The 24,248-nt window shown below is 70.4% G+C and carries 18 protein-coding genes; 14 read left to right on the forward strand and 4 right to left on the reverse strand.

Going from position 1 to position 24,248, the window contains the following annotated elements:
- Positions 1–24: 24 nt before the first annotated feature.
- From maiA to F0U63_RS42625, 3 genes are all read right to left on the reverse strand, one after another.
- A complete protein-coding gene (gene maiA, locus F0U63_RS42615; RefSeq protein ID WP_395839858.1) occupies positions 25–672 on the reverse strand; it encodes a maleylacetoacetate isomerase in 648 nt (215 codons plus the stop codon).
- Positions 669–1,646, reverse strand: coding sequence for a fumarylacetoacetate hydrolase family protein (locus tag F0U63_RS42620; RefSeq protein WP_395839861.1), 978 nt, complete (start codon positions 1,644–1,646; stop codon positions 669–671). Before F0U63_RS42620 ends, maiA begins: the two co-directional genes overlap by 4 nt.
- Positions 1,647–1,806: 160 nt before the next feature.
- The gene (locus F0U63_RS42625) at positions 1,807–2,805 is read right to left on the reverse strand and encodes a hypothetical protein (protein ID WP_395839863.1); all 999 of its coding nucleotides are present in this window, start codon (positions 2,803–2,805) and stop codon (positions 1,807–1,809) included.
- Between the two features lie 550 nt (positions 2,806–3,355).
- On the opposite strand from F0U63_RS42625, the gene F0U63_RS42630 reads away from it, so the two are divergent.
- Entirely contained in the window at positions 3,356–3,529 is a 174-nt protein-coding gene (locus F0U63_RS42630; RefSeq protein ID WP_395839865.1) for a hypothetical protein, read from the forward strand.
- 224 nt (positions 3,530–3,753) lie between these two features.
- Positions 3,754–3,945: a hypothetical protein gene (locus tag F0U63_RS42635; protein ID WP_002622798.1), complete on the forward strand. Its 192-nt coding sequence runs from the start codon at positions 3,754–3,756 to the stop codon at positions 3,943–3,945.
- A 434-nt stretch (positions 3,946–4,379) separates the two neighbouring features.
- Here F0U63_RS42635 and F0U63_RS42640 read toward each other — a convergent pair whose 3' ends face one another.
- The gene (locus F0U63_RS42640; RefSeq protein WP_395839868.1) at positions 4,380–5,321 is read right to left on the reverse strand and encodes a DUF2167 domain-containing protein; all 942 of its coding nucleotides are present in this window, start codon (positions 5,319–5,321) and stop codon (positions 4,380–4,382) included.
- A gap of 402 nt (positions 5,322–5,723) precedes the next feature.
- Here F0U63_RS42640 and F0U63_RS42645 point away from each other — a divergent pair, with 402 nt between their 5' ends.
- The 12 genes from F0U63_RS42645 to F0U63_RS42700 all read left to right on the forward strand — a co-directional run bounded on the left by F0U63_RS42645 (position 5,724) and on the right by F0U63_RS42700 (position 24,245).
- Positions 5,724–7,298, forward strand: coding sequence for an NAD(P)-binding domain-containing protein (locus tag F0U63_RS42645; protein WP_395839871.1), 1,575 nt, complete (start codon positions 5,724–5,726; stop codon positions 7,296–7,298).
- A 21-nt stretch (positions 7,299–7,319) separates the two neighbouring features.
- Positions 7,320–8,399 carry an alpha-hydroxy acid oxidase gene (locus F0U63_RS42650; protein ID WP_395839874.1) on the forward strand — a complete coding sequence of 360 codons (1,080 nt, stop codon included), beginning with the start codon at positions 7,320–7,322 and terminating at the stop codon, positions 8,397–8,399.
- The gene (locus F0U63_RS42655) at positions 8,384–9,778 is read left to right on the forward strand and encodes a cytochrome P450 (RefSeq protein ID WP_395839876.1); all 1,395 of its coding nucleotides are present in this window, start codon (positions 8,384–8,386) and stop codon (positions 9,776–9,778) included. The genes F0U63_RS42650 and F0U63_RS42655 overlap by 16 nt, the downstream gene beginning before the upstream one ends.
- Positions 9,775–10,602, forward strand: coding sequence for an iron-containing redox enzyme family protein (locus F0U63_RS42660; protein ID WP_395839879.1), 828 nt, complete (start codon positions 9,775–9,777; stop codon positions 10,600–10,602). Before F0U63_RS42655 ends, F0U63_RS42660 begins: the two co-directional genes overlap by 4 nt.
- On the forward strand, positions 10,599–11,957 hold the full coding sequence (locus F0U63_RS42665; protein WP_395839882.1) for a cation:proton antiporter: 1,359 nt from the start codon (positions 10,599–10,601) through the stop codon (positions 11,955–11,957). The genes F0U63_RS42660 and F0U63_RS42665 overlap by 4 nt, the downstream gene beginning before the upstream one ends.
- 162 nt (positions 11,958–12,119) lie before the next feature.
- Complete coding sequence (locus F0U63_RS42670; RefSeq protein ID WP_395839886.1) at positions 12,120–12,848, forward strand: response regulator transcription factor; 729 nt, start codon at positions 12,120–12,122, stop codon at positions 12,846–12,848.
- Positions 12,845–14,221, forward strand: a complete 1,377-nt coding sequence (locus tag F0U63_RS42675; protein ID WP_395839889.1) for a sensor histidine kinase — start codon at positions 12,845–12,847, stop codon at positions 14,219–14,221. The genes F0U63_RS42670 and F0U63_RS42675 overlap by 4 nt, the downstream gene beginning before the upstream one ends.
- An 87-nt stretch (positions 14,222–14,308) precedes the next feature.
- Positions 14,309–15,670 carry an efflux RND transporter periplasmic adaptor subunit gene (locus tag F0U63_RS42680; RefSeq protein ID WP_395839892.1) on the forward strand — a complete coding sequence of 454 codons (1,362 nt, stop codon included), beginning with the start codon at positions 14,309–14,311 and terminating at the stop codon, positions 15,668–15,670.
- Positions 15,671–15,692: 22 nt separating this feature from the next.
- On the forward strand, positions 15,693–16,439 hold the full coding sequence (locus tag F0U63_RS42685) for an ABC transporter ATP-binding protein (RefSeq protein WP_395839895.1): 747 nt from the start codon (positions 15,693–15,695) through the stop codon (positions 16,437–16,439).
- Positions 16,436–17,671, forward strand: coding sequence for an ABC transporter permease (locus tag F0U63_RS42690; RefSeq protein ID WP_395839898.1), 1,236 nt, complete (start codon positions 16,436–16,438; stop codon positions 17,669–17,671). Before F0U63_RS42685 ends, F0U63_RS42690 begins: the two co-directional genes overlap by 4 nt.
- The gene (locus tag F0U63_RS42695; protein WP_395839901.1) at positions 17,671–19,020 is read left to right on the forward strand and encodes a TolC family protein; all 1,350 of its coding nucleotides are present in this window, start codon (positions 17,671–17,673) and stop codon (positions 19,018–19,020) included. Before F0U63_RS42690 ends, F0U63_RS42695 begins: the two co-directional genes overlap by 1 nt.
- Positions 19,021–19,250: 230 nt before the next feature.
- Positions 19,251–24,245, forward strand: coding sequence for an ATP-binding protein (locus tag F0U63_RS42700; RefSeq protein WP_395839904.1), 4,995 nt, complete (start codon positions 19,251–19,253; stop codon positions 24,243–24,245).
- Positions 24,246–24,248: the final 3 nt, after the last annotated feature.

The raw sequence follows: 24,248 nt of genomic DNA on the forward strand, positions 1-24,248 counted from the left end.
ATTCAATGTGCTGCGAAAACCAGTTCAAGCGGGGACCGCGTCGGGCTGCCGGTCCGCGTGGGCCGCCTGGAAGGCGGGAAGGGAGGCACACGCCGCTTCCACGCGGGTGAGCAGTCCATACGGCTGGAGATCGACTCCAAAACGCCGGGCGGAATAAAGCTGGGGCACCAGGCACACGTCGGCGAACGACACGCTGTCCCCCACGCAGTAACGGCCCGCCGTCTCCTGGGCCATCGCCTGGAACGCCTCCAGCCCCCGATCAATCCAACGCGCGGCCCAGGCCTTGTCATCGCCCTTCCACTCGCTCTTGATGTGCTGGAGGACCATCAGGTTCTGAAGCGGCTGGATGCCCGAGTTCACCACCTCCGACAACATCCGGACCCGGGCCCGGAGAATGGGGTCGGCCGGCAGCAGGGCAGGCGAGGGATGGCGCTCCTCGAGGTACTCGAGGATGGCCAGGGACTGGCTCAGGTAGTGGACCCGGCCTCCCTCGGTGAACTCCAACAGGGGCACCGTGCGCTGGGGGTTGAGGGCCCGGTAGGCCTCGGAGTGCTGCTGGCCTCCGTCCTTCACCAGGTGCACGGGCACGTACTCGTACGACAGGCCCTTGAGGTTGAGCGCGATGCGCACCCGCCACGAGGAGGACGAGCGCCAGTAGTTATGGAGCCTCACCCCGCCACCACCTTCTGGGAGATGCGGCCGAACAGGCTCGTGCCCTCCGGGCCGAACATCTCGATGTCGATCGTGTCGCCCACCTTCATGAAGGGCGTCCGGGGCGCGCCCTGCTCGATGGTCTCGATCATCCGCCGCTCGGCGAGGCAGGAGATGCCCCGGGCGCGCTCCTCGTTGGACACGGTGCCGCTGCCGAGGATCGTCCCCGCGGTGAAGGCGCGCGTCTTGGCGATGTGTTGAATCAAATCGAAGAAGGAGAAGTGCATCTCCGGGCCGGCGTCCGTGTCGCCCACCACCTGGCCATTGAGGGTGGAGCGCAGGCGCAGGTGGACCCGGCCGTCCTTCCACGCCGCGCCCAGCTCGTCCGGGGTGAGCGCGAAGGGGCTGAAGGCGGTGGAGGGCTTGCCCTGGAAGAAGCCAAAGCCCTTGGCGAGCTCGGCGGGGATGAGGTTGCGCAGGGTGACGTCATTGCAGAGCATCACCAGCTTCACGTACCGGCCCGCGTCCTTCGCCTGGGTGCCCAGCGGCACGTCACCGAGGATGACGGCCACCTCGGACTCGAAGTCCAGGCCCCAGCCCTCATCGGGCAGCACCAGGTCCTGCGTGGGCGCGAGGAAGGTGCCCGAGCCGCCCTGGTAGACGAGGGGATCCGTCTTGAGCGTGGCGGGGGGCTCGGCGTTGCGCGCCTTGCGCACGAGCACCACGTGGTTGAGGTAGGCGCTGCCGTCCACCCACTCGTAGGCGCGGGGCAGGGGCGAGTGCAGGGCGCGCACGTCGAGCGGCTCGCCGCGCACGCGGCCCGACTCCAGCTCCTCGGCCAGGGCGCGCAGCCGGGGCTCCAGCGCGTCCCATTGGTCCAGCGCGGCCTGGAGCGTGGGAGCCACGTCGGTGGCGGGCACGAATGCCGACAGGTTCCGCTTGACGACGATGAGCCGTCCGTCGCGCGTTGCGTCCTTGAGGGTGGCGAGCTTCATGCGTCGAGCTCCTGGCAGGTGGCTTGCCCCCCGGCTTTTCCGCACCGGAGCACGGGGTGTCAAGCGGAAGGCGGGCACCTCGCACCGCGTTATGCGGAGCATCGCTCATGCGATGCCAGGACTTCGATTCATGGACACCATTCAGCTAAAGCGAATGGTCTCAATCCAGACAGGTGAGCGTCAGCTCCATCACCGCCACCACGCGGCCTTCCACCGACGCCCAGCAGTCGAAGTAATGGTCGCGGCCCTTCACGGCCAGCCGGTGGGCGTCGAAGCGCACCGTCTCCCCGGCGTGGGCGAAGCTCTCGGTGCGCACGTCCCCGTGTGTCACGAGGTAGCGCGCCGGCTCCCGGCCCTCCTCCTGGCCCAGCAGCGTGCCCGCCAGTCCACACAGGCCCTCCACCACCGCCGCCATCGGCAGCACCGGGAACAGCACGAAGTGGCCCTGGCACAGCTCCGGACCCACCGGGCCAAGCGTGCCCCACAGGCACTCCCCCTCGCGCACCACGTCCCGCAGGGACGGAAGCGGACCCTGGACGACGGGGCCCTGGCACGGGCCCTCGGACCGGGGATCCTGCCGCGTTCCCTGGAACAGCCGCACGAAGGACTCCGCGTGCAGCACGTTGTAATCCACGCCCATCGCGAAGAGCGGCTGGCCGTCGGGATCCGACAGCAGCGCGTGCGCGATCGCCGTGCGCCGCTGGTTGAACTCCGCCTTCGCCGAGCCCTGCAACGGCTGGGTGGCCAGGGGCAGCGGCCCCTCGTGGAGCCGCTCCACCCACGCGCGCCGGGGCAGGTAGCAGTGCGGACCCTCGCTCGGGTTCACCAGCGACGCCGCGCACGCGCCGAGGACCGACAGGTGCCGGTACACCTCCGAGGCATGCAGGGGCGAACACTCCACCCCCGGCCGCGGCTCCACGGGCAGACGCGCCACCACCTCGCCCCGCCCCACCGCCTTCACCTCCTGCAACGCGAAGTAGGGCTCACTCACACAAATGCGAGAGAACAACTCCGGCCGGCTCAGCTCCCGCTGGAGCTTTTCCCTTTCGGGCGCGAAAGGCAGGTGCCCCCCCCAGAGCGTCATCAACGCGGGAGTCGCCAGCGTGGAGATGGCGGGCGTGAACGACAGGCCCGTGGAAGACCGGGGGGCGCGTCCCATGTGGAAAGCCTCGGGTGAAGAACCCACCCGCGCGGAATGGGTCCGTGGCGACAGCGAACGTGCCAGAGCAGACACGAGCTGAATTCTATCCCATTCAGGGGGTGGCGTCCTGATTTGTCACCTGCCGAGCAACCCCATGAAAACCCTGAGGCCGCCGCGCGCGACCCAGACGTTCTCACCGCGTGAGAGCCCACCCGGGAGGCACAAATGCGACGTGTAGGATTCGCCTCGTCATGGGACCCGACCCCTCCGAAGGCTGGTGCGAGCCGGAGCAGGTGGGGTGCTGAGCGGACTGGTCGGACTGCTGTGCGCGACGACGCTCGTCTACTTCAGCGGCGGACCCCTCAGCCCCTCCTTCCACGTGTTCGGCGCCCTGCCGAATGATCGCCGCGCGGCAAGAGGCCCACCACGCCCGGCTCCAGGCGCTGGAGCAGCTCGCGGAGAGCGAGCGCCTGCGCGGACGCGCCGAGCGGGAGCGCGCCGAGGTGGAGCGGCTCGTGCTTGGGCGAGGCCGAGGAGGGCGCGCTGGAGGAAGCCCCGCACGAGGCGAGTGGCCTCGGTGCGACCGGGCCGGGAGGGCGAGGTGTCGTTGGAAATCGAACCGGAGTTGTCGGCGGTACGGCTGAGCCAGCGGCACATGGTGCAGGTGTTGGTCAATCCGCTGCTCAACGCCGCGGACGCGGTGGAGGCCGCGACCCCCCGCGCCGCGCGCACATCACGGTGAGCGCGCGGCGGGAGGGACAAGCGGTGTGCCTGCGGGTGGAGGACCCTGGTGGCGCAACCCCCCTCCCGGTCCGTCATGAGGGCAGGCAGACGGAAGTGAACTTCGCGGCGGGGAGGACGTCGGGAATCCACCGGCCCCGCGGAATGGGGTGCCGCGGAAGGGGCTCGGGATTATCTTCCAAGAAGTCCCGATACGACAGCCAACCTCACGCAGGGAGCCACGCCATGACGTTCGCTGCTCTCGCCGTCCAGGATGCATGCCTTTTCAATGAGGCCGCGGAGACACTCGCTCAGGTATACGCCATCCTCTTCGAGGAGGGGAACTCCAGCAAACTCAGCCGTTTCGCGCGGATGCCGGGAGCCCCCGGCTGCTTCGTTCAAATCCCTCCCGCCTCGCGCGCGAAGCTGCGCGGCTGAGGCACGCGGGCCGCGCGTCTTCCCCGCCTGCTCTGCCCGCGGGCGCCCGGCCCGTCGTCCTCTCCTCGCCGTGCGCCCGCCGTGTTCAATCCCCACCTTTGGATGACAACGGAGGTGGTCGACATGGCAGGCGTGCGCGCATCCAAGGCCAAGAAGATGCAGGCCGAGGCATCCCAGGCTTCAGACCGCTCGAGGAAGGGGCGGAACAAGGTGCCCAAGGTGTCCCGGGCCGACAAGAAGAAGGGCAGTGAGTCCCGGGGAAGAGGAGGCCAGCCCCCGAGGGGGTAGGCCAGGCGGAAGTGACGACGTCCGGCGCGATGGAGCTGCGTGGCAACCCGGCTCCATGCGCCTGGGCGTCCGAGCCGAGACCTCCAGCCGGCACGAGGACGGCGCCGGTCAAGCTGGACTCCGGAACAAGACGCCCCTCCGCGCGCTCACTCGCTCGGGGGGACCGAGGGCGGAGCCTCCGCTTCCTTCTTGCCGAAGAGCCGCTTGAGGAAGGCGAACGCGGCCACGGCGAGCAGGACGATGGCCTTCTTGCCGGCCACGAGCACGCCCAGGATGACATTCCAGAACTTGGCGAAGAGACCCACCTTCACCAGCTTGGCGGCGCCCACGCCCGCGCCTCCGAGCACCAGGCCGGCGAGGCCATATTCGGCCACCTTGTCGGTGCCGGCCTGGAAGTCCTCGTAGCGCGCGCCCGGGTTGAATCGGGTGTTCGCGAGCAGCTTCGCCACGTGCGGCTTGCTGTCCACGAGGCCCAGCGGATCCACCACGAGATTCATGGACACGTAGCCGCGGCGCCCCAACACGCGCGTGCTGTAGTTCACCGACGCGCCATCGTCCGAGCGGGCCTCGAGTGCCCAGATGAGCTCGTGGTGAACCTTGTCGTAGTGCGGGACCTCGGTCCAATCACTCACCTGCAAGGGCTTGAAGCCGCGCTCCACGCGCTCCTTGTTGGCCTCCTCGGTGCCCTCCTTGATGGCGGTGAGGATCTCCTTGGCGTCGAGCTCCTCGTCGTCCTTGATGTAGCCCTCGTCCGCGTAGCGGACGACCACGAACCACCGTGACGACTCGTCCTTGGCCGTGACCACGCCGAGCAGGTTGTCGTTGTAGAAGGAGCCATTCATCTCCATCATCCGCGCGGCCTCGGCCTTCTCGAGGAACAGGTGCTCCTCGGGCAGCGCCAACGTGAGCTCATGGCCGAGGTCCACCTCGCGGGGACCGGGTTGCCAGTTGAACGCCGGCCCGGCTTCGCCCTCGGGCTGCTCACCGGGAGCCGCCGCGGGGTCCTCATCCCGCGAAGGGTTGGGGGCAGCCCACACCAGCAGGGGCAACAACACGGCGGCGACAGTCCAGCTCCGAGCGATTCGCATCGCACGTCCTCTCTTCTTCATCACGGCGGGGAAGTGAGAGCGCGGTATAGCCGCCCGGGGCTCGCGCGCACAATCCCCAGGAGGAGCCCGTGCGCGGCCCGACGAGTTCTCGAGCGAGGATGATTTCGCAAATCAATCTCAGGATCTCCTCCCGTGTCAAGCCCGATCGGCCATGACACGCGAATATTCCAATGCCAGTCACCGCTGTAGGAGCGGGCCCACACCCAACGCCATTCACATTCGCAGACCGTGAGAAATGGAAAAGACAGACTTCCATGGCAATTCCGTTGACATGTCTCGGTGGCACGTGCCAGCCTTTGCACTGTCTCGAACGGAGACGACGAGGGGCCCCCCCGGCATCGAGACGTTCCACACGATGCCCCTCGAGAAGACGACACCACCATGGATTACCTCATCATCGGCGCGGGCCCGGCGGGGCTGCAATTGGGCTATCTGCTCGCCAAGACGGGCCGGAGCTTCCGCATCCTCGAGGCGGGCTCCTCCGCGGGTACGTTCTTCAAGACCTATCCGCGCCACCGCACGCTCATCTCCAGCAACAAGGTCTACAACGGCACGAGCGACCCCGAGCTCAACCTGCGCATGGACTGGAACTCGATCCTGTCCGATGACCCGGAGCTCCTGTTCACCAAATACACGGACCGCTACTTCCCGCCCGCCGACGTGATCGTGAAGTACCTGAGTGACTTCGCGAGCAAGACCCAGCTCCCCATCGAGTACGACACCCGCGTCACCCGCGTCAGCCGTACCCCGGACGGTGGCTTCCGCGTCGAGACCCAGCAGGGACGCACCTTCGAGGCGAAGCGGCTCATCGCCGCCACGGGCGTCACCAAGCACAACATCCCCCCCATCCCCGGCATCGAGCACGCGGAGCTCTACGGGGAGGTGTCCGTGGACCCCAAGGACTTCATCAACAAGCGCGTGCTCATCATCGGCAAGGGCAACTCCGCCTTCGAGACCGCCGACAACCTCATCCCCACCGCCGCCGTCATCCACGTCGCGGGCCCGTCCTCCATCCGCATGGCGTGGCGCACCCACTACGTGGGCCACCTGCGCGCGGTGAACAACAACTTCCTGGACACCTACCAGCTCAAGTCCCAGAACGCCCTGCTGGATGGCAACATCCTGCGCATCGAGAAGCAGGACAACGGCTTCGTCGTCACCCTGAGCTTCTCGCGCGCCAACGAGGTCACCAAGGACCTGCGCTACGATCGCATCATCCTCTGCACGGGCTTCCGCTTCGACGCGTCCATCTTCGACGAGAGCTGCCGGCCCGAGCTGGTCATCCGCGACCGCTTCCCCAACCAGACCGCCGAGTGGGAGTCCACCAACGTCCCGGGCCTGCACTTCGCGGGCACCATCGGCCAGGTGCGTGACTTCAAGAAGTCCACCGGCGGCTTCATCCACGGCTTCCGCTACAGCGTGCGCGCCCTGCACCGCATCCTCGAGCGCAAGTACCACGGCGCCGAGTGGCCCCACCAGGTGCACCCGGCCAGCCCCGATGCCCTCATGGAGGCGGTGCTCGCCCGCGTCAACCGCAGCTCCGGCCTCTGGCAGCAGTTCTCCTTCCTCGGCGACTCCATCCTCGTGGGTCAGGACGGCCAGGCGAAGTACCTCGAGGAGGTGCCGCTCGCCTACACCCAGGACAGCTCGTTCGGCGACACCCCGTGCCACTTCACCATCAGCCTCGAGTACGGCCCGGGCCACGCGGACGTGGATCCCTTCGACGTCGAGGTGGGCCGCATCGCCCAGAACGACGCCATGCGCTCCGGCGAGGGCCGCTACCTGCACCCCGTGGTGCGCTGCTACCACCAGCGTGAACTCGTGGCGACGCACCACGTGACCGAGAACCTCGAGAACGACTGGACGAGCGAGACCGTCCACCGCGGTCCCCTGCGCGCCTTCTTCGAGCGGGAGCTCGCCCGGGCCGCCGGGAAGAACAACCGCCCCGCGGCCTGAGCACCCACGGCCCCCCAAGCGATGAAGGCCCTCTCCCTGCGGGAACTCGAGGCCGCGGCCCGCGCCCTCCTCGAGCCCGGTATCCATGATCTCTTCGCGGGGGGCTCCGATGACGAGGTGTCGCTCCGGGCGAACGAGGACGCGTTCGCCCGGGTCGGCCTCGTGCCGCGGGTGCTCCGCGGACGGGGCGCCCCCCGGCTCGACACCGAGCTGCTCGGCTGCCGCGCCTCCATGCCCATCGTCCTCGCGCCCACCGCCTTCCACCGGCTGGCCCATCCGGAGGGCGAGCGCGCCACGGCTCGGGCCGCCGCGGCCGCGGGCGCCATCTTCACCGTGAGCATGGCGTCCACCACCGCCATCGAGGACATCGCCCAGGCGGGCGGTCCCCTCTGGTTCCAGCTCTACCTCCAGCCCGACCGCGGCTTCACCGAGGCGCTCGTGCGGCGCGTGGAGGCCGCGGGCTGCAAGGCGCTCGTCGTCACCGTCGACTCGCCCGTGTTCGGCCGCCGCGAGCGCGACCTGCGCAACGGCTTCATGGATCTGCCGCCCGGCCTGTGCTGCGAGAACATGCGCCCGCTCGGCCCCGACGGCCAGCGCGGCCCGGCGCGCTCCATCGCGTTCTCCCCCACCCTGTCCTGGGCGGACGTGGACTGGTTGCGCGAGCTCACCTCCCTGCCCATCGCCCTCAAGGGCGTGCTGCACCCGGAGGACGCGAAGCGGGCCCTGGACAGCGGCGTCGACGCGCTCTTCGTCTCCAACCACGGGGGCCGGCAGCTCGACACCGTCCCCGCGCCCCTCGAGCTGCTTCCACGCCTCGCCGACGCCGTCGGGGACCGGCTCCCCCTGGTGCTCGATGGGGGCGTGCGGCGCGGCACGGATGCCCTCAAGGCCTTCGCCCTCGGCGCCCGCGCCGTCGCCATCGGCCGCCCCGTGCTCTGGGGCCTCGCGGTGGGCGGCGAGCCCGGCGTGGCCCATGTCCTCTCGCTGTTGCGCTCGGAGCTCGAGCGCGCCCTGGCCCTGTGCGGTTGCGGCTCGGCGGACGACGCCAGCCCCGAACTGCTGCACTTCTCACGATGGGAACCCCGATGGCGAACTTCCTGACATCCCGCCTGCCCGCCGCGATCATCGGGCTGCGCACGCGCATCTTCACGCGCATCAACGGAGAGGAAGGCCTCCCCGTCCCCAGCGAGCGCATCGACGTGTCGCGCTTCAAGGAGCTGTACTCGCACCCCGCCGCCAACGGCCGGAGCGAGGGCGCCGGCCTGTCCGACCTCTTCTGGTACTGGCTGTCCCCCGGCGCCGAGCTGCACCAGGAACACCTCGAGCCCGGTGAGCGCTACGAGGAGGTCGCCCGGGTGACGAAGCGCATCCTCGCGCTGCCGCGAAAGAGCGCGGAGGAACTCGCGGCCCGGTGCGCGGCGCGCGTCCTCGACGAGCAGGGCTTCCAGAAGGCGACGCTCGTGCGCCTGCGCGACCTGATGATGCCCATCTGGGCCGAGTTCTATTACGAGGTCGTCTTCGGCGAGCCGTGCCCCCGCGAGGCGCACGAGCTCATCGTGGGCAACGCGGACGACGTCGTCACCTCGCTCAAGGGCTCGAGCCTCCGCCACATGCGCCGGCGCCTGCGGCTCACGCGCTATCTGCGCGGGCGGCTTGAGGCGGGCCACGTCGCGCACGAGCTCCCCTCCTGGATGTCCCTCGAACAGCGGGCGCTCTACCTGCAAGGCGTCTTCTTCAACACCGCCGTGGTGCAGATGTCCGAGGCCATGGCCCACCTGCTGCTCTTCCTCGCGCAGGACCCCACCGTCCAGCAGCGGCTCGCGGACACGCTGGAGGACGATCGCTACCTGGACCGGATCATCACCGAGTCCCTCCGGGTCCACCCCCTCTTCGGCATCGCCCACCGCATCACCACCGACGACATCACGCTCGAGGGCGTGCCCCCCATCCCCAAGGGCTCGGTCCTCTGCTTCAACTATCAGGCCTACCACCACGCGGGCTTCGAGGACCCGGGCCGCTTCGATCCGGATCGCTGGCTGAGTCAGTCGACGAAGGACGTGAACTACATGCCCTTCGGGGCCGCGGCGAACCGGCCCTGCCCCGCCCAGGCCATCGCCCTCGTCACCATGCGGGCCGTGGCCCGGGAGACGATCCGGCGCTTCCGGGCCTTCTCGACGGCGACCCACACGCGCTCGCTGCCCCACCGCGGGCCATGCGTGCTGGAGCCGAGGGAGCGGCCCGAGCCCCGCGCGCGCGAGCGCCTCCTCGCGGCCATGAGCGCCCGTGAGCCGTGGGAGGACGTCGGACGAAGCGTGCTGCAGCTCGTCCTGGGCACGTACATGGTCCTCGACGCGCGCCGGCTCAAGCTGTGCCAGCGCTACTTCGAGGCCGAGCGCAAGGCCGCGCCCCCCAGCGCCCAACCCTCCGGGTGCCCCTTCTCCGGAGTCCGCCCCCCCTTGAACGAAAAACGGAGTGCATGATGGAACGTCCCACGGATTCAGAGCTGCTGAAGGCGTGCGTGGCCCGGATGGGCTCACGGCTCCAGCCGGTGGAGGAGAGCGCGCTGCGCCACTGGTGGGCACGCGAGCATGGGCACCAGAGCGCCTTCGCGAACACGCTCCTCGCGACCCCCGAGTCCCATTGGGCAGCCGCCATCCTCCAGCACCCCGCGGCCCGCCACCCCTGGTATGGCCAGCTGGCCCACGAGGTGGGCGTGCGCGAGTACGCGACGTTCCTCCTGGAGAACGCCGCCTACCCCTCCTTCCTCCCGCTCGTGCGGCGCACGCTCGACCTGCCGCTCACCGACACCGCGCGCACCGCCATCGTCCGCAACATCGAGGACGAGCAGGTGCCCGTCCCCCACGCCGACCTGATGCGGCGGCTGTTCCTCGCGGTGAAGGCGAAGGCCAGCCCGGACCTCCCCCTCGCGACGTACCCGAGCCTCATCGATCGCTGCCTCGTCCTCTACTACGGCTACTACCTCGAGCCCTGGAACCTCATCGGCTCGCTCTTCGCGACCGAGGCCATCGCCCATTACCGGCTCGAGCACATGGGCAAGGGGCTCGAGCGCCTGGGCTTCGCCGCCGCCGACATGGAGTTCATCCGCGTCCACCTCGCCTGCGACGACGACCACGCCCGCGACTGGGGCGACAACGTCATCGAGGAGAGCGTGCGGCGCGATCCGCGCGTGCGCCTGCCCATCGCGCAAGGCATCGCGGCGGCCCTCGAGACCTCCGCGCGCTACTTCAACGACCTGTGCCTCCGGGCCACTCGCCCGGACTTCTTCGCCGAGGTGCACCCATGAACCCACTCGAGCTGATCCCCTCCCTCATCCAGGCCACCGCCGAGAGCGCTGATTCAGCCGTTGGCAGCAAGGCGGAAGAACTCGTCCTGCACCTGCTCTTTCAGTTCATCGCCATCCTCACCACGACACGCCTGGTCGTGTACGTGGCCCGCAAGCTCGGTCAGACGGACGTCTCGGGGGAGATCCTCGCGGGGCTGGTGCTCGGCCCCAGCATCCTGGGCGCCCTCGCGCCGGGTCTGATGCACACCTTGTTCGACGGCTCCACCTCGCAGACCTTCGTCGGACTCTCCCAGGTGGGCCTCATCCTGTTGATGTTCCAGATCGGCCTGGAGTTCGAGTTCAAGGCCAACCTGGGCACGTCGAAGAAGTCCATCGTGGTGGTGAGCATGGTGGGGCTGTTGCTGCCCTTCGCCATGGGCTATCTGACCGCCCCCTGGTTCCATGAGCGGCTCGCCGAGCCCCGGCCCGCCCTGTTCGGGTTCCAGCTCTTCTTCGGCATCGCCATGTCCATCACCGCCATCCCCATCCTGGGGCGGATCTTCATGGAGCTGCGCCTGTCCCACACGCGCGTGGCGGCCCTGAGCATCGGCGCGGCGGCCATCGATGACATCGCCGGGTGGCTGCTGCTGGGCGTCGTGACGCTGCTCGTGCAGCACCAGTTCGCGCCCTCCAAGCTCCTCTTCCGGGCGGGAACGCTCGCCGCGTACGTCGCCTTCGCGCTGCTGGTGGTGCGGCCGCTCCTCAAGCGCTTCGTGAGCACCCACCTGCGGCGCCGCGGCGGGCTCCAGGCGAGTGCCGTGGCCCTGATCCTGCTCGTGGTCTTCGCGTCCGCGTCCATCACGTCGCTCATCGGCGTGTTCGCCATCATCGGCGGGTTCGTCATGGGCGCGGCCCTGCACGACGACCGCCAGTTCGTGAACGAATGGAAGACGCGGGTGTCCCCCCTGGTGAACACGTTCTTCCTCCCCCTCTTCTTCACGTACACGGGGCTGCGCACGAACGTCGGCTCGCTGTCCTCCCTGCGCGAGGTGGGCATCTGCCTGCTCGTGATGGCGGTGGCGTTCGTCTCCAAGTTCGGAGGCGCCTACGTGGGGGCCCGCCTCGTCGGCGAGGACCACCGCTCGTCCCTGGTGCTCGGCGTCTGCATGAACACCCGGGCCCTCATGGAACTCATCGCGCTCAACGTGGGGTACGACCTGGGCGTGCTGCCCCGGAGCATGTTCACCATGCTCGTGCTCATGGCCATCGTCTCCACCTTCATCGCCACCCCGCTCATCCGCTGGTTGATGCGCGGAGAGGAGCGCGACCCCACCCCCATCACCCTGGATGCTCCCTCGCTCCCACACGGAGCGTGAGGGCGCGCGTAATATTTCTTCATCCAAGGGAAGCCCGCCCGACATGTCCCGGCGGCATCCTGCGGTGCGATAGGGGGAGCAACTCCCCCATCCGCCGTGCCCAGGCCGTATCTTCACCCCAGTGGACCAGGGCAGGCCCCGCGCGGCAGGAGGAATCGGGACATGGAGGAGACAACACACTCCCCTTCGGAGGAAGGCACCATCCAGGTGCTGCTGGTGGAGGACGATGACCGGCTGGCGCGGCTCACCAGCCGCTACCTCCAGGAGCATGGGCTGCTCGTCACCGTGGCGAGCACGGGCCCCGAGGGCCTCACCGAGGCCAACCGCCACGCCTACGACGTCATCCTCCTGGACGTCATGCTCCCCGGGAGAGATGGCATCGAGGTGTGCCGCGAGCTGCGCACCCGCAGCGACATCCCCATCATCATGGTGACGGCGCGCGGCGAGGAGGTCGATCGGGTGATCGGCCTGGAGACGGGCGCGGACGACTACCTGGCCAAGCCCTACTCCCCCCGCGAGCTGCTCGCGCGTATCCGCGCCCAGGTGCGCCGGGCCCGCGGACGTGCCGGCCCCTCGTCCCAGCCCATCCAGGCGGGCAAGCTGTCGCTCGATCCCCGGAGCCTGCGCGCCACGCTGGATGGCAAGGTGCTGCCGCTCACCACCTATGAGTTCGCCCTCCTGCGGGTGCTCGCCGAGCGCGCGGGCCGCGTGCTCAGCCGCGAGCAACTGCTGGATCTGGTCAAGGGCAACGCGGAGGAGGTCTTCGACCGCTCCGTGGACGTCCACATCTTCCGCATCCGCCAGAAGATCGAAGAGGACCCGCGCAACCCGAAGCTCCTGCGCACCGTGCGCGGCGCGGGCTACCTGCTCGCCAGCGGAGAGGAGTCGTGAGCCCGCGGCGGCCTCGTTTCGCCAGCCGGCTGCTGCTGCGCATCTACCTGGTGGGCGTCGCGCAGGTGGTGCTCTTCCTGGTGTGCATGACGTTCCTGCAGAAGTACGTCCTGGATGCGCCCTGGAAGGAGGGCGTGGAGCGAGACATGGCCAGCCGGGTGGCCGAATGGTCCTCCTCGAGGAACGACCCCGACGCGCTCCAGGCCGCGTTGCAGGAGATGCGCCCGGGAGCCAGGGCGACGGTGCTCACCCCCGATGGCCGGCTGCTCGGCGCCAACATCTCACCGCCCCTCGAGGCCCTTTCCCCGAAGATGCTCCGCGAGCTCGAGGAGAAGCGGGTGATGCTCTACTCCGAGCGGCCCCACCGGGTCGCGGTGGCCATCCCCGAGACGGGTCCCCTGGAGGCCTATGCCCTCATGCAGGAGACTCGGCCACCGCGGCCGCCCCCACCCCCCAGCCGCCTGATGCTGCCCCTCTTCATCATGATGGGCAGCCTGGCCGTCACGTCGCTCTTCTTCGCCCGGACCCTGGCGGTGCCCCTGCAGAAGCTGGCGGCCGCGGCGCGCTCGCTCGGCGAGGGCAACCTGAGCACGCGCGTGGGCCTGCGCCGCCGCGACGAGCTGGGGCAGGTATCCGATGCGTTCGACGAGATGGCCGAGCGCATCACCCACCTGCTGCGCTCGCAGAAGGAGCTGCTCGCCAACGTGTCGCACGAGCTGCGCACCCCCCTGGCCCGCATCCGCGTGGCGTTGGACCTGGCCAACGAGGGCGACGCCGTGCTCGCGCGCGAGTCGCTCGCGGACATCGCCGAGGACCTGTCGGAGTTGGAGCGGCTGGTGGACGACGTGCTCACCACGGCCCGGTTGGATCTCACCACCACGCAGATGCCGGGAGCCACCCCGCCCCTGCGCCTGGAGCGGGTGGAGACGCGCGCCCTGGTGGACAAGGCCGCCGCGCGCTTCCGCTCCGCCCGGCCCGAGCACACACTGGACGTGCGGATGGATTCCACGCTGCCCGAGCTGGAGGCGGATCCCGTGCTGCTGCGCCGGGCCCTGGACAACCTGCTCGACAACGCGGGCAAGTACTCCGAGCCCCACAGCACGGTGCGCCTGAGCGCCCGGCGCTCCGGAAATGGCCTGGAGGTGGAGGTCGCCGACCAGGGCATCGGCATCGACGAGAAGGACATGGCGCAGCTCTTCACGCCCTTCTTCCGCAGCGACCGGAGCCGGGCACGGCGGACCGGCGGCGTGGGGCTGGGGCTCGCCCTGGCGCGCCGCATCGTCGTCGCCCATGGCGGCTCCCTGTCCCTGGAAAGCCAGCCGGGTCAAGGAACAACGGCCCGGGTCCAGCTTCCCGGGGCCCCCGCCGTGTAGCAGCCAACCAGGCTCGGCGTCACATTTCGTAATCTGCACTTCATCCATCCAAATGCTCTGGAGCTTAATTCTTGGACCATGAGGCCCATGAGTGAGCTGCCACAGCGAGACGAGAAGTCCTCCCCGTCCACCCAGAACCGCCCCGCGCCCGCCGAGCCCGCCCGGCGCAGAAGCCCACCCCGCGGCTGGGGCTGGTGGTTGCTGGGCCTCGCGGTCATCGCGGCCGCGGGCGCCTGGTTCTTCTGGCCCCGGCCGAAGGATCCGGCCGCCAACTTCGAGCTGACCCGGGTACAGCGGCGCACCGTCGAGGCGCGGGTGTCGGCGACCGGCACCCTGTCCGCGCTCGTCACGGTGCAGGTCGGCAGTCAGGTGTCCGGCCGCATCCAGGAGATCCTCGTCGACTACAACTCGCTGGTGAAGAAGGGCCAGGTGATCGCCCGCATCGATCCCCAGCTGCTCCAGGCGGCCCTGGAGCGCAGCCGGGCCAACCTGCTGTCCGCGAGGGCCGGTGTGCAGCGCGCCCGCGTGGAGGCGCAGAACGCCAAGTTGCAGGCGGATCGGGCCCGGGCGCTGCGGGCCCAGCAGTTCATCGCCCAGGCGGATCTGGACACCGCCGAGGCCACCGCCCAGTCGGCCCAGGCCCAGGTGACGTCCGCCGAGGCGGCGCTCGCCCAGGCCCAGGCGGCGCAGAACGAGGCCGAGGTGAACGTGCGCTACGCCACCATCGTGTCGCCCACGGATGGCATCGTCATCTCGCGCAGCGTGGACGTGGGCCAGACGGTGGCCGCGTCGCTGCAGGCGCCCACCCTGTTCACCATCGCCGAGGACCTGCGCAAGATGCAGGTGAACACCAGCATCGCCGAGTCCGACGTGGGCCGGCTGCGCGACGGCATGGCCGCGACCTTCACCGTGGACGCCTGGCCGGGGCAGACCTTCGAGGGCGTCATCCGGCAGATCCGCAACGCGGCCCAGACGGTGCAGAACGTCGTCACCTACGACGCCGTCATCGACGTGCAGAACCCGGAGATGAAGCTCAAGCCGGGCATGACGGCCAACGTCAACATCGTCACCGCGCGCGGCGAGAACGTGCTCACCGTGCCCAACTCGGCGCTGCGCTTCCGTCCCCCCGCTCCCCCCGAGGGCGGCAGGTCCGGAGGCCGGGGTGGCGCGGAGGGGCAGGAGGCCGCCGCGGCGCCGCCGCCCGCCGGCACCAAGACGGTGTACGTGCTGCGCCAGGGGCGTCCCGTGCGCGTGAACGTGAAGACCGGCGTGACGGATGGCTCGTACACGGAGGTCGAGGGTGAGCTGAACGAGGGCGACCAGGTCATCACCGCCCTGAGCACGGCGGGGGCGGCGGGCACGGGCGCGGCTCCGGGCGCGGGCGCGGGCCAGCGTCCCGGCGGAGGCGGTGGCTTCGGCGGCGGCCGGCGTGGCGGAGGTCCCTTCTAGGACTGGCGGAGGCGCGACGACCATGAACGGCAACCCAGAACAACAACCTCTCATCGCGCTCCGGGGCGTGAAGAAGATCTACCGCACGGGCGACGTGGAGGTGGCGGCGCTCAAGTACGTGGACTTCACGGTGAACCACGGCGACTTCGTGGCCATCATGGGCTCGAGCGGCTCGGGCAAGTCCACGCTGATGAACATCCTGGGCTGCCTGGACCGGCCCACCGAGGGCGAGTACCTGCTCGAGGGTCAGGACGTGGCGCGCCTGGACCGCAATGACCTGGCGCTCGTGCGCAACCGCACCCTGGGCTTCGTCTTCCAGAGCTTCAACCTGCTGGCGCGCACGAGCGCCCTGGAGAACGTGGAGCTGCCCCTGCTCTACGCCGGGGTGCCCGCACGCGAGCGGCACGAGCGGGCGCGCGAGGCGCTCGAGCGCGTGGGACTGGGCAAGCGCCTGGACCACCACCCCCGCCAGCTCTCCGGCGGTCAGCAGCAGCGCGTGGCGATCGCCCGGGCCCTGGTGAGCCGGCCGCGCGTCATCCTCGCCGACGAGCCCACGGGCAACCTGGACTCGCGCACCAGCATCGAGGTGATGGCCCTCTTCCAGGAGCTGCAACAGGAAGGGATGACGCTCGTGCTGGTGACACACGAGCCGGACATCGCCGGTTACGCCGGACGCGTGGTGGTGGTGCGCGACGGCCTCATCCGCTCGGACCAACGGCAGACGCCGGTGGCCGCGCACGTGCCCCCCGTGGAGGAGGCCGCTTCATGAACATCCTCGAGACCCTGATGCTCGCGGTACGCTCGCTCTTGCGCAGCAAGATGCGCTCGTTCCTCACCGCCCTGGGCATCATCATCGGCGTGGGCGCCGTCATCGCCATGGTGGCCATTGGCGATGGCGCCCGCGCCAACGTGCAGAAGGTGTTCGACGCCATGGGCACCAACATGCTCATCGTCATGCCCGGCTCCAGCAACACCGGAGGTGCGCGGGGAGGCTCCGGCAGCCAGCCCACCATCACCTGGGATGACCTGGAGGCCATCCGCACCCAGGTGCCCAGCGTGCGCGCCGCCGCGCCCGAGATGCGCACGAGCGCCCAGGTCTTCAGCGAGGACCAGAACTGGACCACGAGCGTCACGGGCACCACGCCCGACTTCTTCGACGTGCGCGGGTGGAGCATGGCGCAGGGCCGGAAGCTCAACGAGGCCGACGTGGAGGCGGGCGCCAAGGTGGCCGTCGTCGGCCAGACGGTGGTGGAGAAGCTCTATGGCTCGGGCTTCAACCCGGTGGGGCAGGTCATCCGCATCAAGAAGACGCCCTTCACCATCGTGGGCATGACGGCGCGCAAGGGCCAGTCCCCCATGGGGCAGGACTACGACGACAGCATCCTCGTGCCCGCCACCACCTTCCAGCGGCAGATCCAGTCGCAGAGCCTCGCCCGGTACATCACCGGCGTGATCTACGTGCAGGCCGACGCGAGCGCCGGCACCGCCCGCGCCCAGAGCGACGTCACCGCGCTCCTGCGCGAGCGCCACCGCATCACCGCCGACGAGGACCCCAACGACTTCGACGTGCGTGACCTGTCGGAGATCGCCAACAGCCGCCAGCAGAGCACCGAGACGCTCAGCCTGCTGCTCGCCTCCATCGCCGCCGTGTCCCTGGTGGTGGGCGGCATCGGCATCATGAACATCATGCTGGTGAGCGTCACCGAGCGCACCCGCGAGATTGGCGTGCGCGTGGCGGTGGGCGCGCGCCCCCGGGACATCCTCCTGCAGTTCCTCATCGAGGCGCTGACGTTGTCGCTGCTCGGAGGACTGCTCGGCGCCGCGGTGGGCCTGGGCGTGGCCCGGTTCCTCGCGTCCCAGTTCCAGTGGCCCCTGCTGGTGCGGCCCGACGTCATCCTGCTCGCGCTCGGCTTCAGCGCGCTGATCGGCGTGGGCTTTGGCCTCTACCCGGCGCGCAAGGCGAGCCGGCTCGACCCTATCGATGCCTTGAGGTACGAGTGATGCGTTCCTTCCTCCCGATGACCGCCCTCCTGCTCGCCGCCACCCCGGCGCTCGCCCAGGAGCCGCCGCAGCAACAAACCCAACAGCAGCAACCGGCGCCGGCCCAGCAGCAGCGCGTGCTCACCCTGGCCGAGGCGCTGCGCACCGCCCAGGAGCGCCAGCCCCAGCTGCGCCAGGCCCAGGCCAGCACCACTGCGGCCAACGCCCGCGTGGATCAGAACTTCTCCTCGCTGCTGCCCCAGGTGAGCGCCAACGCCTCCTACCAGCGCTCCTTCTCCAGCAACACGAACTTCGGCACCGCGGACCCCACCTCCGGCATCATCCGCCGCGAGGGCTTCAACGTGGGCGCCAGCGTCAACCAGCTCGTCTGGGACTTCGGCCGCACCACGGGCCGCTGGCGCGCCGCCCAGGAGTCCGCCGCCGCCCAGAAGAGCAGCGAGCAGCAGACCCAGAGCGACGTGCTCGCCAACGTGCAGACCGTCTACTTCAACGCGCTCGCCCAGCAGGTGCTCGTGCAGGTCGCGGAGGAGACGCTGCAGAACCAGCAGGCGCACCTGGACCAGGTCCAGGCCCAGGTGCAGGTCGGCACCCGGCCGGAGATCGATCTGGTCCAGCAGCGCACCCTCGTGGCCAACGCCCGGCTCCAGCTCATCCAGGCGCGCAACAACTCCGCCACCCTCAAGGCCCAGCTCAACCAGGCCATGGGCGTGGAGGGCCCCACCGACTACGCCGTGCGGGAGGAAGTCATCGGACTCGTGCGGGGCGAGGACGAGCCCACCGGCGCCCTGGTGGACCTGGCGTTCCAGAACCGCGCGGACCTGGCCGCCACCGACCACCAGTTGCTCGCCCAGGAGCAGCAGCTGTCCGCCACCCGGGGCAACTTCTTCCCGAGCATCAGCGTCTCCGTGTCGGCGAACGAGTCGGGGCCCACCCCGGCCGAGCTGCAGTGGGGTGTCACCGGACAGGTGGGCCTGAGCTGGCCCCTCTTCCAGGGCGGCCTCACGCTCGCCCAGATGCGCGAGCAGCGAGCCAACATCAGCGGCGTCCAGGCCCAGCGCGATGCATTGCGGCAGCAGGTGCGGCTGGAGGTGGAGCGCGCCCAGCTCGCCGTGCACGCCGCGCGCGAGAGCGTCACCGCCGCGGACGAGGCCCTGCTCAATGCGCGCGAGCGGCTGCGGCTGGCCGAGGGGCGCTACCGCGCGGGCGTCGGCAACATCATCGAGCTGTCCGACGCCCAGCTCTCCGCCACCAACGCCGCCGTCCAACGCGTCCAGGCTTCCTACGACCTGGCCACCGCCCGCACGGAACTCGCCCGCTCGCTCGGGCAGCAGACCGGCCCCCAGACGTGAGCCGGGCGCCGTGGGCCCGTCCGCCCGCCCTCCAGGCGGCGCAACGGGCCTCGGCCTTCCTCTTCGAGCGGATGCGCGAGCAGGGAAGCCGGCGCATCTGATGAACCCTACCTTTTGGCAAATGGCACCACACCGCCCCCCTTGGCACCGCATCACGCGGTCCCAAGCTTGTCGGTGGACGTGCCGACCCCATCACGTCGTGGTGGTGCGACCCGAGGGGAGGGGCTTTCATGTCGGAGGGCTACGAACAGGTGGGACCCTCACGGGAAGGCGTGCACGCGGGCCGCAGGCTGGGTAACCGCTTCGAATTGACCCAGCGCATCAAGCAGGGCCGGGGCATCGTCACCTGGCTGGGAACCGACCTGCATACCGGCGCCCGGCTCGTCATCAAGACGACCGCTGCCCACTCCCTGGTGCCCACGGCCCGTCAGCGTCTGGAGCACGAGGCCCGGGTGCTCGGCTCGCTGCACAACCCCCACCTGGTGCCGCTGTTGCACTTCGGCACCGGCGGGGAGCTGCTCTTCCTCGTGACGCCCTTCGTGCCCGGCCGGTCGCTCCAGGAGCGGTTGGCCAGCGGCACGCTGTCCGTTACCGAGGCGCTCACGCTGGGCCAGGGGGTGCTGTCCGCGCTCGCCGAGGCCCATGCCCAGGGCGTCCTCCACCGGGACGTCAAACCCTCCAACATCATCGTCGACGGCTTTCCCAACGTCACCCACGTCACCCTGGTGGACTTCGGGCTGGCGCGCAGCGAGCGCCTGGATCCGTCGCTGCGCGACCTACCGGTGGGCACCGCGCGCTACCTCTCGCCCGAACAGGCGGGACTGCTCAACCGCCCGGTGGAGGCCACCTCGGACCTGTACGCATTGGGCGCCGTCCTCTTCGAGGCGCTCGCGGGCCATCCGGCGTTCGACGGCACGTCGGTGGGCGAGGTGTTGCGTCAACACCTCACCCCGCGTCCGCGCCTGCGCGCCACCGGCGTCGAGGTCCCCCGCGCCCTGGAGGAAGTCGTCGCCCGGCTGCTGCAGACCGACCCCCAGGATCGCTACCAGTCCGCCGAGTCCGCGCGCGAGGACCTGCACGCCATCGCGGTGGCCCTGGCCCGGGGCGAGCAGGATCCGGAGCTGGTGGCGGGCGCGCACGACACGCGCCACAGCCTCACCGAGCCGTCCTTCGTGGGCCGCCACGAGGAGCTGGCGCAGATGGAGCGCGAGCTGGAGCGCGCGCGCACGGAGCCCGGACGCCTGGTGGTGGTGGAGGCCGAGAGCGGCGGGGGCAAGAGCCGGCTCCTGGAGGAGTTCGCCTCGCGCGCCCCGCGCCACCGCGCCTCGCTGCTCAAGGGACAGGCCGTGGCCCAGGCCGCGCAACGCCCCTTCCAGCTCTTCACCGACGTGGCCGCGGGCATCACCCAGATGGCCCTGGAGCGGCCCGAGCTGGGCGAGCGGTTGCGCGAGCGGCTCAAGGAGCAGGCGGTGGCGGTGTGCACGGTGCTGCCGCAGCTCACGCCCATCCTGCGCCCGGAGCAGCAGAACCTCGGGCCTGAGTCGCTCGGCGCCAGCCGCGGCATCGCCGCCCTCTCGGCCCTGCTCGGGGCACTGGGCAGCGAGGCCGAGCCCGCCATGGTGCTGCTCGACGACTGCCAGTGGGCCGATGAACCGACGCTCAAGGCCCTGGAGGGCTTCCAGCGGGGACCGCTCCAGGACGGGCCGGGCCATGTGCTGCTCGTCATCGCCTTTCGCAGCGAGGAAGTGGGCACCGACCATCCGCTGCGCCGGCTCCGCCCGGACGCGCACCTGAGGCTGGCGGCCTTCGGCCCCGAGGAGCTCACCCGCCTCCTGGAGTCCATGGCGGGCCCCCTGCCCCGCGAGGCCATGGAGCTGGTGGTGCGCCTGTCCGAGGGCAATCCCTTCATGGCCTCGGCGGTGATGCACGGGCTGGTGGAGGACGGGGCGCTGGTGCCCGGCGAGCGCGGCTGGAAGGTGCAGCCGGCGGCCATGGCGCACGTGCGCTCCTCGCGCCAGGCCGCGTCCTTCCTCGTGCGCCGGCTCAAGCTGCTGCCCACCGAGTCCCTGCACCTGCTGTCCGTGGGGGCGGTGCTGGGCAAGAGCTTCGCGCTGGAGCAGGTGGCCGCGCTCTCGGGCACCCCGCAGGAGCAGGTGGTGGCGGCGCTCGTGGAGCCCCAGCACCGCCACATGCTGTGGGCGGGACAGGAGGGCCACTACACCTTCGTCCACGACAAGCTGCGCGAGGCGCTCCTGGGCATGCTCGCGCCGGACGAGCGCCGGGAGCTGCACCGCCTGGCGGCGCGCACCTTCGCCGCCCGCGACAAGGCGGACTCCTTCGAGCTGGCCTACCACTTCGACGCCGCGGGCGAGCACGCCCAGGCGCTCCCCCACGCCATCGTCGCCGCGGAGCGCGCCCGCACCCAGTTCGCCCTGGGCACCGCGGAGCTCAACTACCGCATCGCCGAGCGCGGCGCGGCCCAGGCCGATGCGAGCACCCGCTTCCGCATCGCCACCGGCCTCGGCGACGTGCTCATGCTGCTCGGCCGCTACGACGACGCCCAGCCCCAGTTCGAGCTCGCCCAGAAGCTGGCCCACAACGCCCTGGAGCAGGCGCGCATCTCCTCCAAGCTCGGGGAGCTCGAGTTCAAGCGCGGCAACATGGAGGAGAGCAACGCCGCCAACGAGCAGGGGCTCGCCCTGTTGCGCCGCTGGGTGCCCGGCCATGACATCACCTACGGCCTGCGCGCCGTCTGGGAGCTGCTCATCCAGGCGGGCCATACGCTGATGCCCCAGCGGCTCGCGCGCCGCTCGCTGGAGCACGCCGAGGAGGATCTCCTCGCCGTGCACTTCTACAACCGGCTGACGTATGGCTATTGGTACAAGCGCGGCCCGGTGCCCACCTTCTGGGCCCACCTGCGCGAGGTGAACACCGCCGAGCGCTATCCGCCCACGCCCGAGCTGGCCCAGGCCTACTCCACGCACTCACCGGTGATGACCCAGGTGCCCTGGTTCTCCCGGGCCATCGCCTACCTGGAGAAGTCGCTGGCCATGCGCCGGCAGTGGGGCGACACGTGGGGCCAGGGCCAGACGCTGCACTTCTACTCGCTCGCGCTCTACGTCTCCGGCCGCTTCGAGGAGAGCATCGAGAAGGCGCGCGAGGGGATGCGGCTGCTCGCGCGCACCGGGGACAAATGGGAGATGAACAACGCCCACTACCACCTGGCCATGTCGCTCTACCGCCTGGGCCGGCTGCGCGAGGCCGAGGAGTCCAGCCAGCAACTGCACGCCTCCGCGCTCGCCATTGGAGACCGGTACGCCGTGCGCCTGAGCCTGGAGGCCTGGGGCAAGGCCGCCGTGGGCCGCATCTCCAAGGGTCTGCTGGACGAGAGCCTCGCCGACGCGGGGCTCGACACGCAGACGCACACGGGGCTGCTCCAGGTGGAGGCCCTGCGGCGCATGCGCGAGGAGGACCTGGAGGGCGCGGTGGCCACGCTGGAGGCGGCCCACCGCATGGTGGAGAAGGCGAAGCTGCGCAACGAGTACGTGACGCCCGTGGGCCCCTGGTTCATCACCGCGCTGCGCCTGCTGGCCTCGCGGGTGTCACCGCTCGCGCCCCACCGCCGCGCGGCGCTGCTCAAGCGGGCGTGGCTGGTGGAGAAGCGCTCGCGCTCCTCGGCGGAGTCCTTCCGCAACAACCTCGCCCACCTGCTGCGCGAGCGCGGCCTGCTGCATGCCATGGAGGGCCACCCCCGCCGTGCCCGCAAGTGGCTCGACGAGAGCCTGCGCGTGGCCGAGTCCCTGAAGATGCGCCACGAGGCCGCCCAGACGCGGCTGGCGCGCGGCCAGGTGGGCCAGGAGCTCGGCTGGCCCGGGGCGGCGGAGGACCTGGAGACGGCCGGGCGCGAGTTGCAGGAGATGGAGCAGGGGCTGGGCACGTCGGGGCCTTCCGCGCTCGACAAGGGGCCGGAGCGCCTGGAGACGCTGTCGCTCGTGGACCGCTTCCCGCGCGTGCTCGAGGCGGGGCGGCGCATCGCCTCCGCGCTCACGGGAGAGGCGGTGTTCGACGCCGTGCGCCAGTCCATGCAGGAGCTGTTGCGCGCGGAGCACTGCGTGGTGTTCGAGCCGAGGACGCTCCTGCCCGAGGAGGAGCTGGCCGCCGCGGGCGTGGCGCGCACCGCCCTGCACCGCACGCTGGAGACGGGACGCCCGGCCATCATGGGCCAGGGCATGCCCGGCGGGATGAGCGAGAGCATGGAGATGCTCGGGGTGCGCTCGCTCCTGTGCGCGCCCATCCAGGTGCGCGGCAAGACGGTGGCGTGCGTGTGCGCGAGCCACCGGCAGGTGGGGGAGCTGTTCGGCGAGGACGAGGAGCGGCTGGCCTCCTTCGTCTGCATCCTGGCGGGCACCGCCCTGGAGAACGCCGAGGGCTTCGAGCGCATGGCGGCGCTGAGCGAGGAGCAGGGCCGGCTCTACCGCGAGGAGCAGGAGGCGGTGCGGCGCCGGGACGACTTCCTCTCCATCGCCGCGCACGAGCTCAAGACGCCCCTCACCTCGCTCCAGCTCCACCTGCAGGGGTTGATGTCGCAGTTGCGCCCGGGCGCCCGCGCCATGGCCCCCGAGCGGCTGGCCACCAAGCTCGAGTCGGCCAACCACCAGACGCAGCGCATGGGCAAGCTGGTGAACGAGCTGCTGGACATCTCGCGCATCGCCCAGGGCAACCTGCTCGGGGACCTGGAGCCGGTGGACCTGGTGAAGGTGGTGCACAGCGTGGTGGAGCGCACACGTGACGGCCTGGCGCGCGCCGAGTGCGAGCTGCGGCTGCACCTGGCCCCCGAGGTGGTGGGCCATTGGGACGCCATGCGCCTGGAGCAGGTGGTGCTCAACCTGCTCACCAACGCGATGAAGTACGGCGCGGGGCGGCCCATCGACATCACCGTGGAGGGGGATGCCACCTACGCGCGGCTCGTGGTGCGCGACCAGGGCATCGGCATCGCCCCGGAGGACACCGAGCGCATCTTCGAGCGCTTCGAGCGCGCGGTGTCCGTGCGCCACTATGGCGGCTTCGGCATCGGCCTGTGGATCGTCCGGGAAATCATCCAGGCCCTCGGCGGCCGTGTCGAGGTGCGCAGCACGCCCGGGCAGGGCGCCACCTTCACCGTGCTGCTGCCCCTGGCGGGTCCGAAGCCGGGCGCCCTCAGCGCCGCGCCACCGCCTGGGAGCTGAGCC

This window comes from Cystobacter fuscus (assembly GCF_044360685.1).
Taxonomy (GTDB): Bacteria; Myxococcota; Myxococcia; order Myxococcales; family Myxococcaceae; genus Cystobacter; species Cystobacter fuscus_C.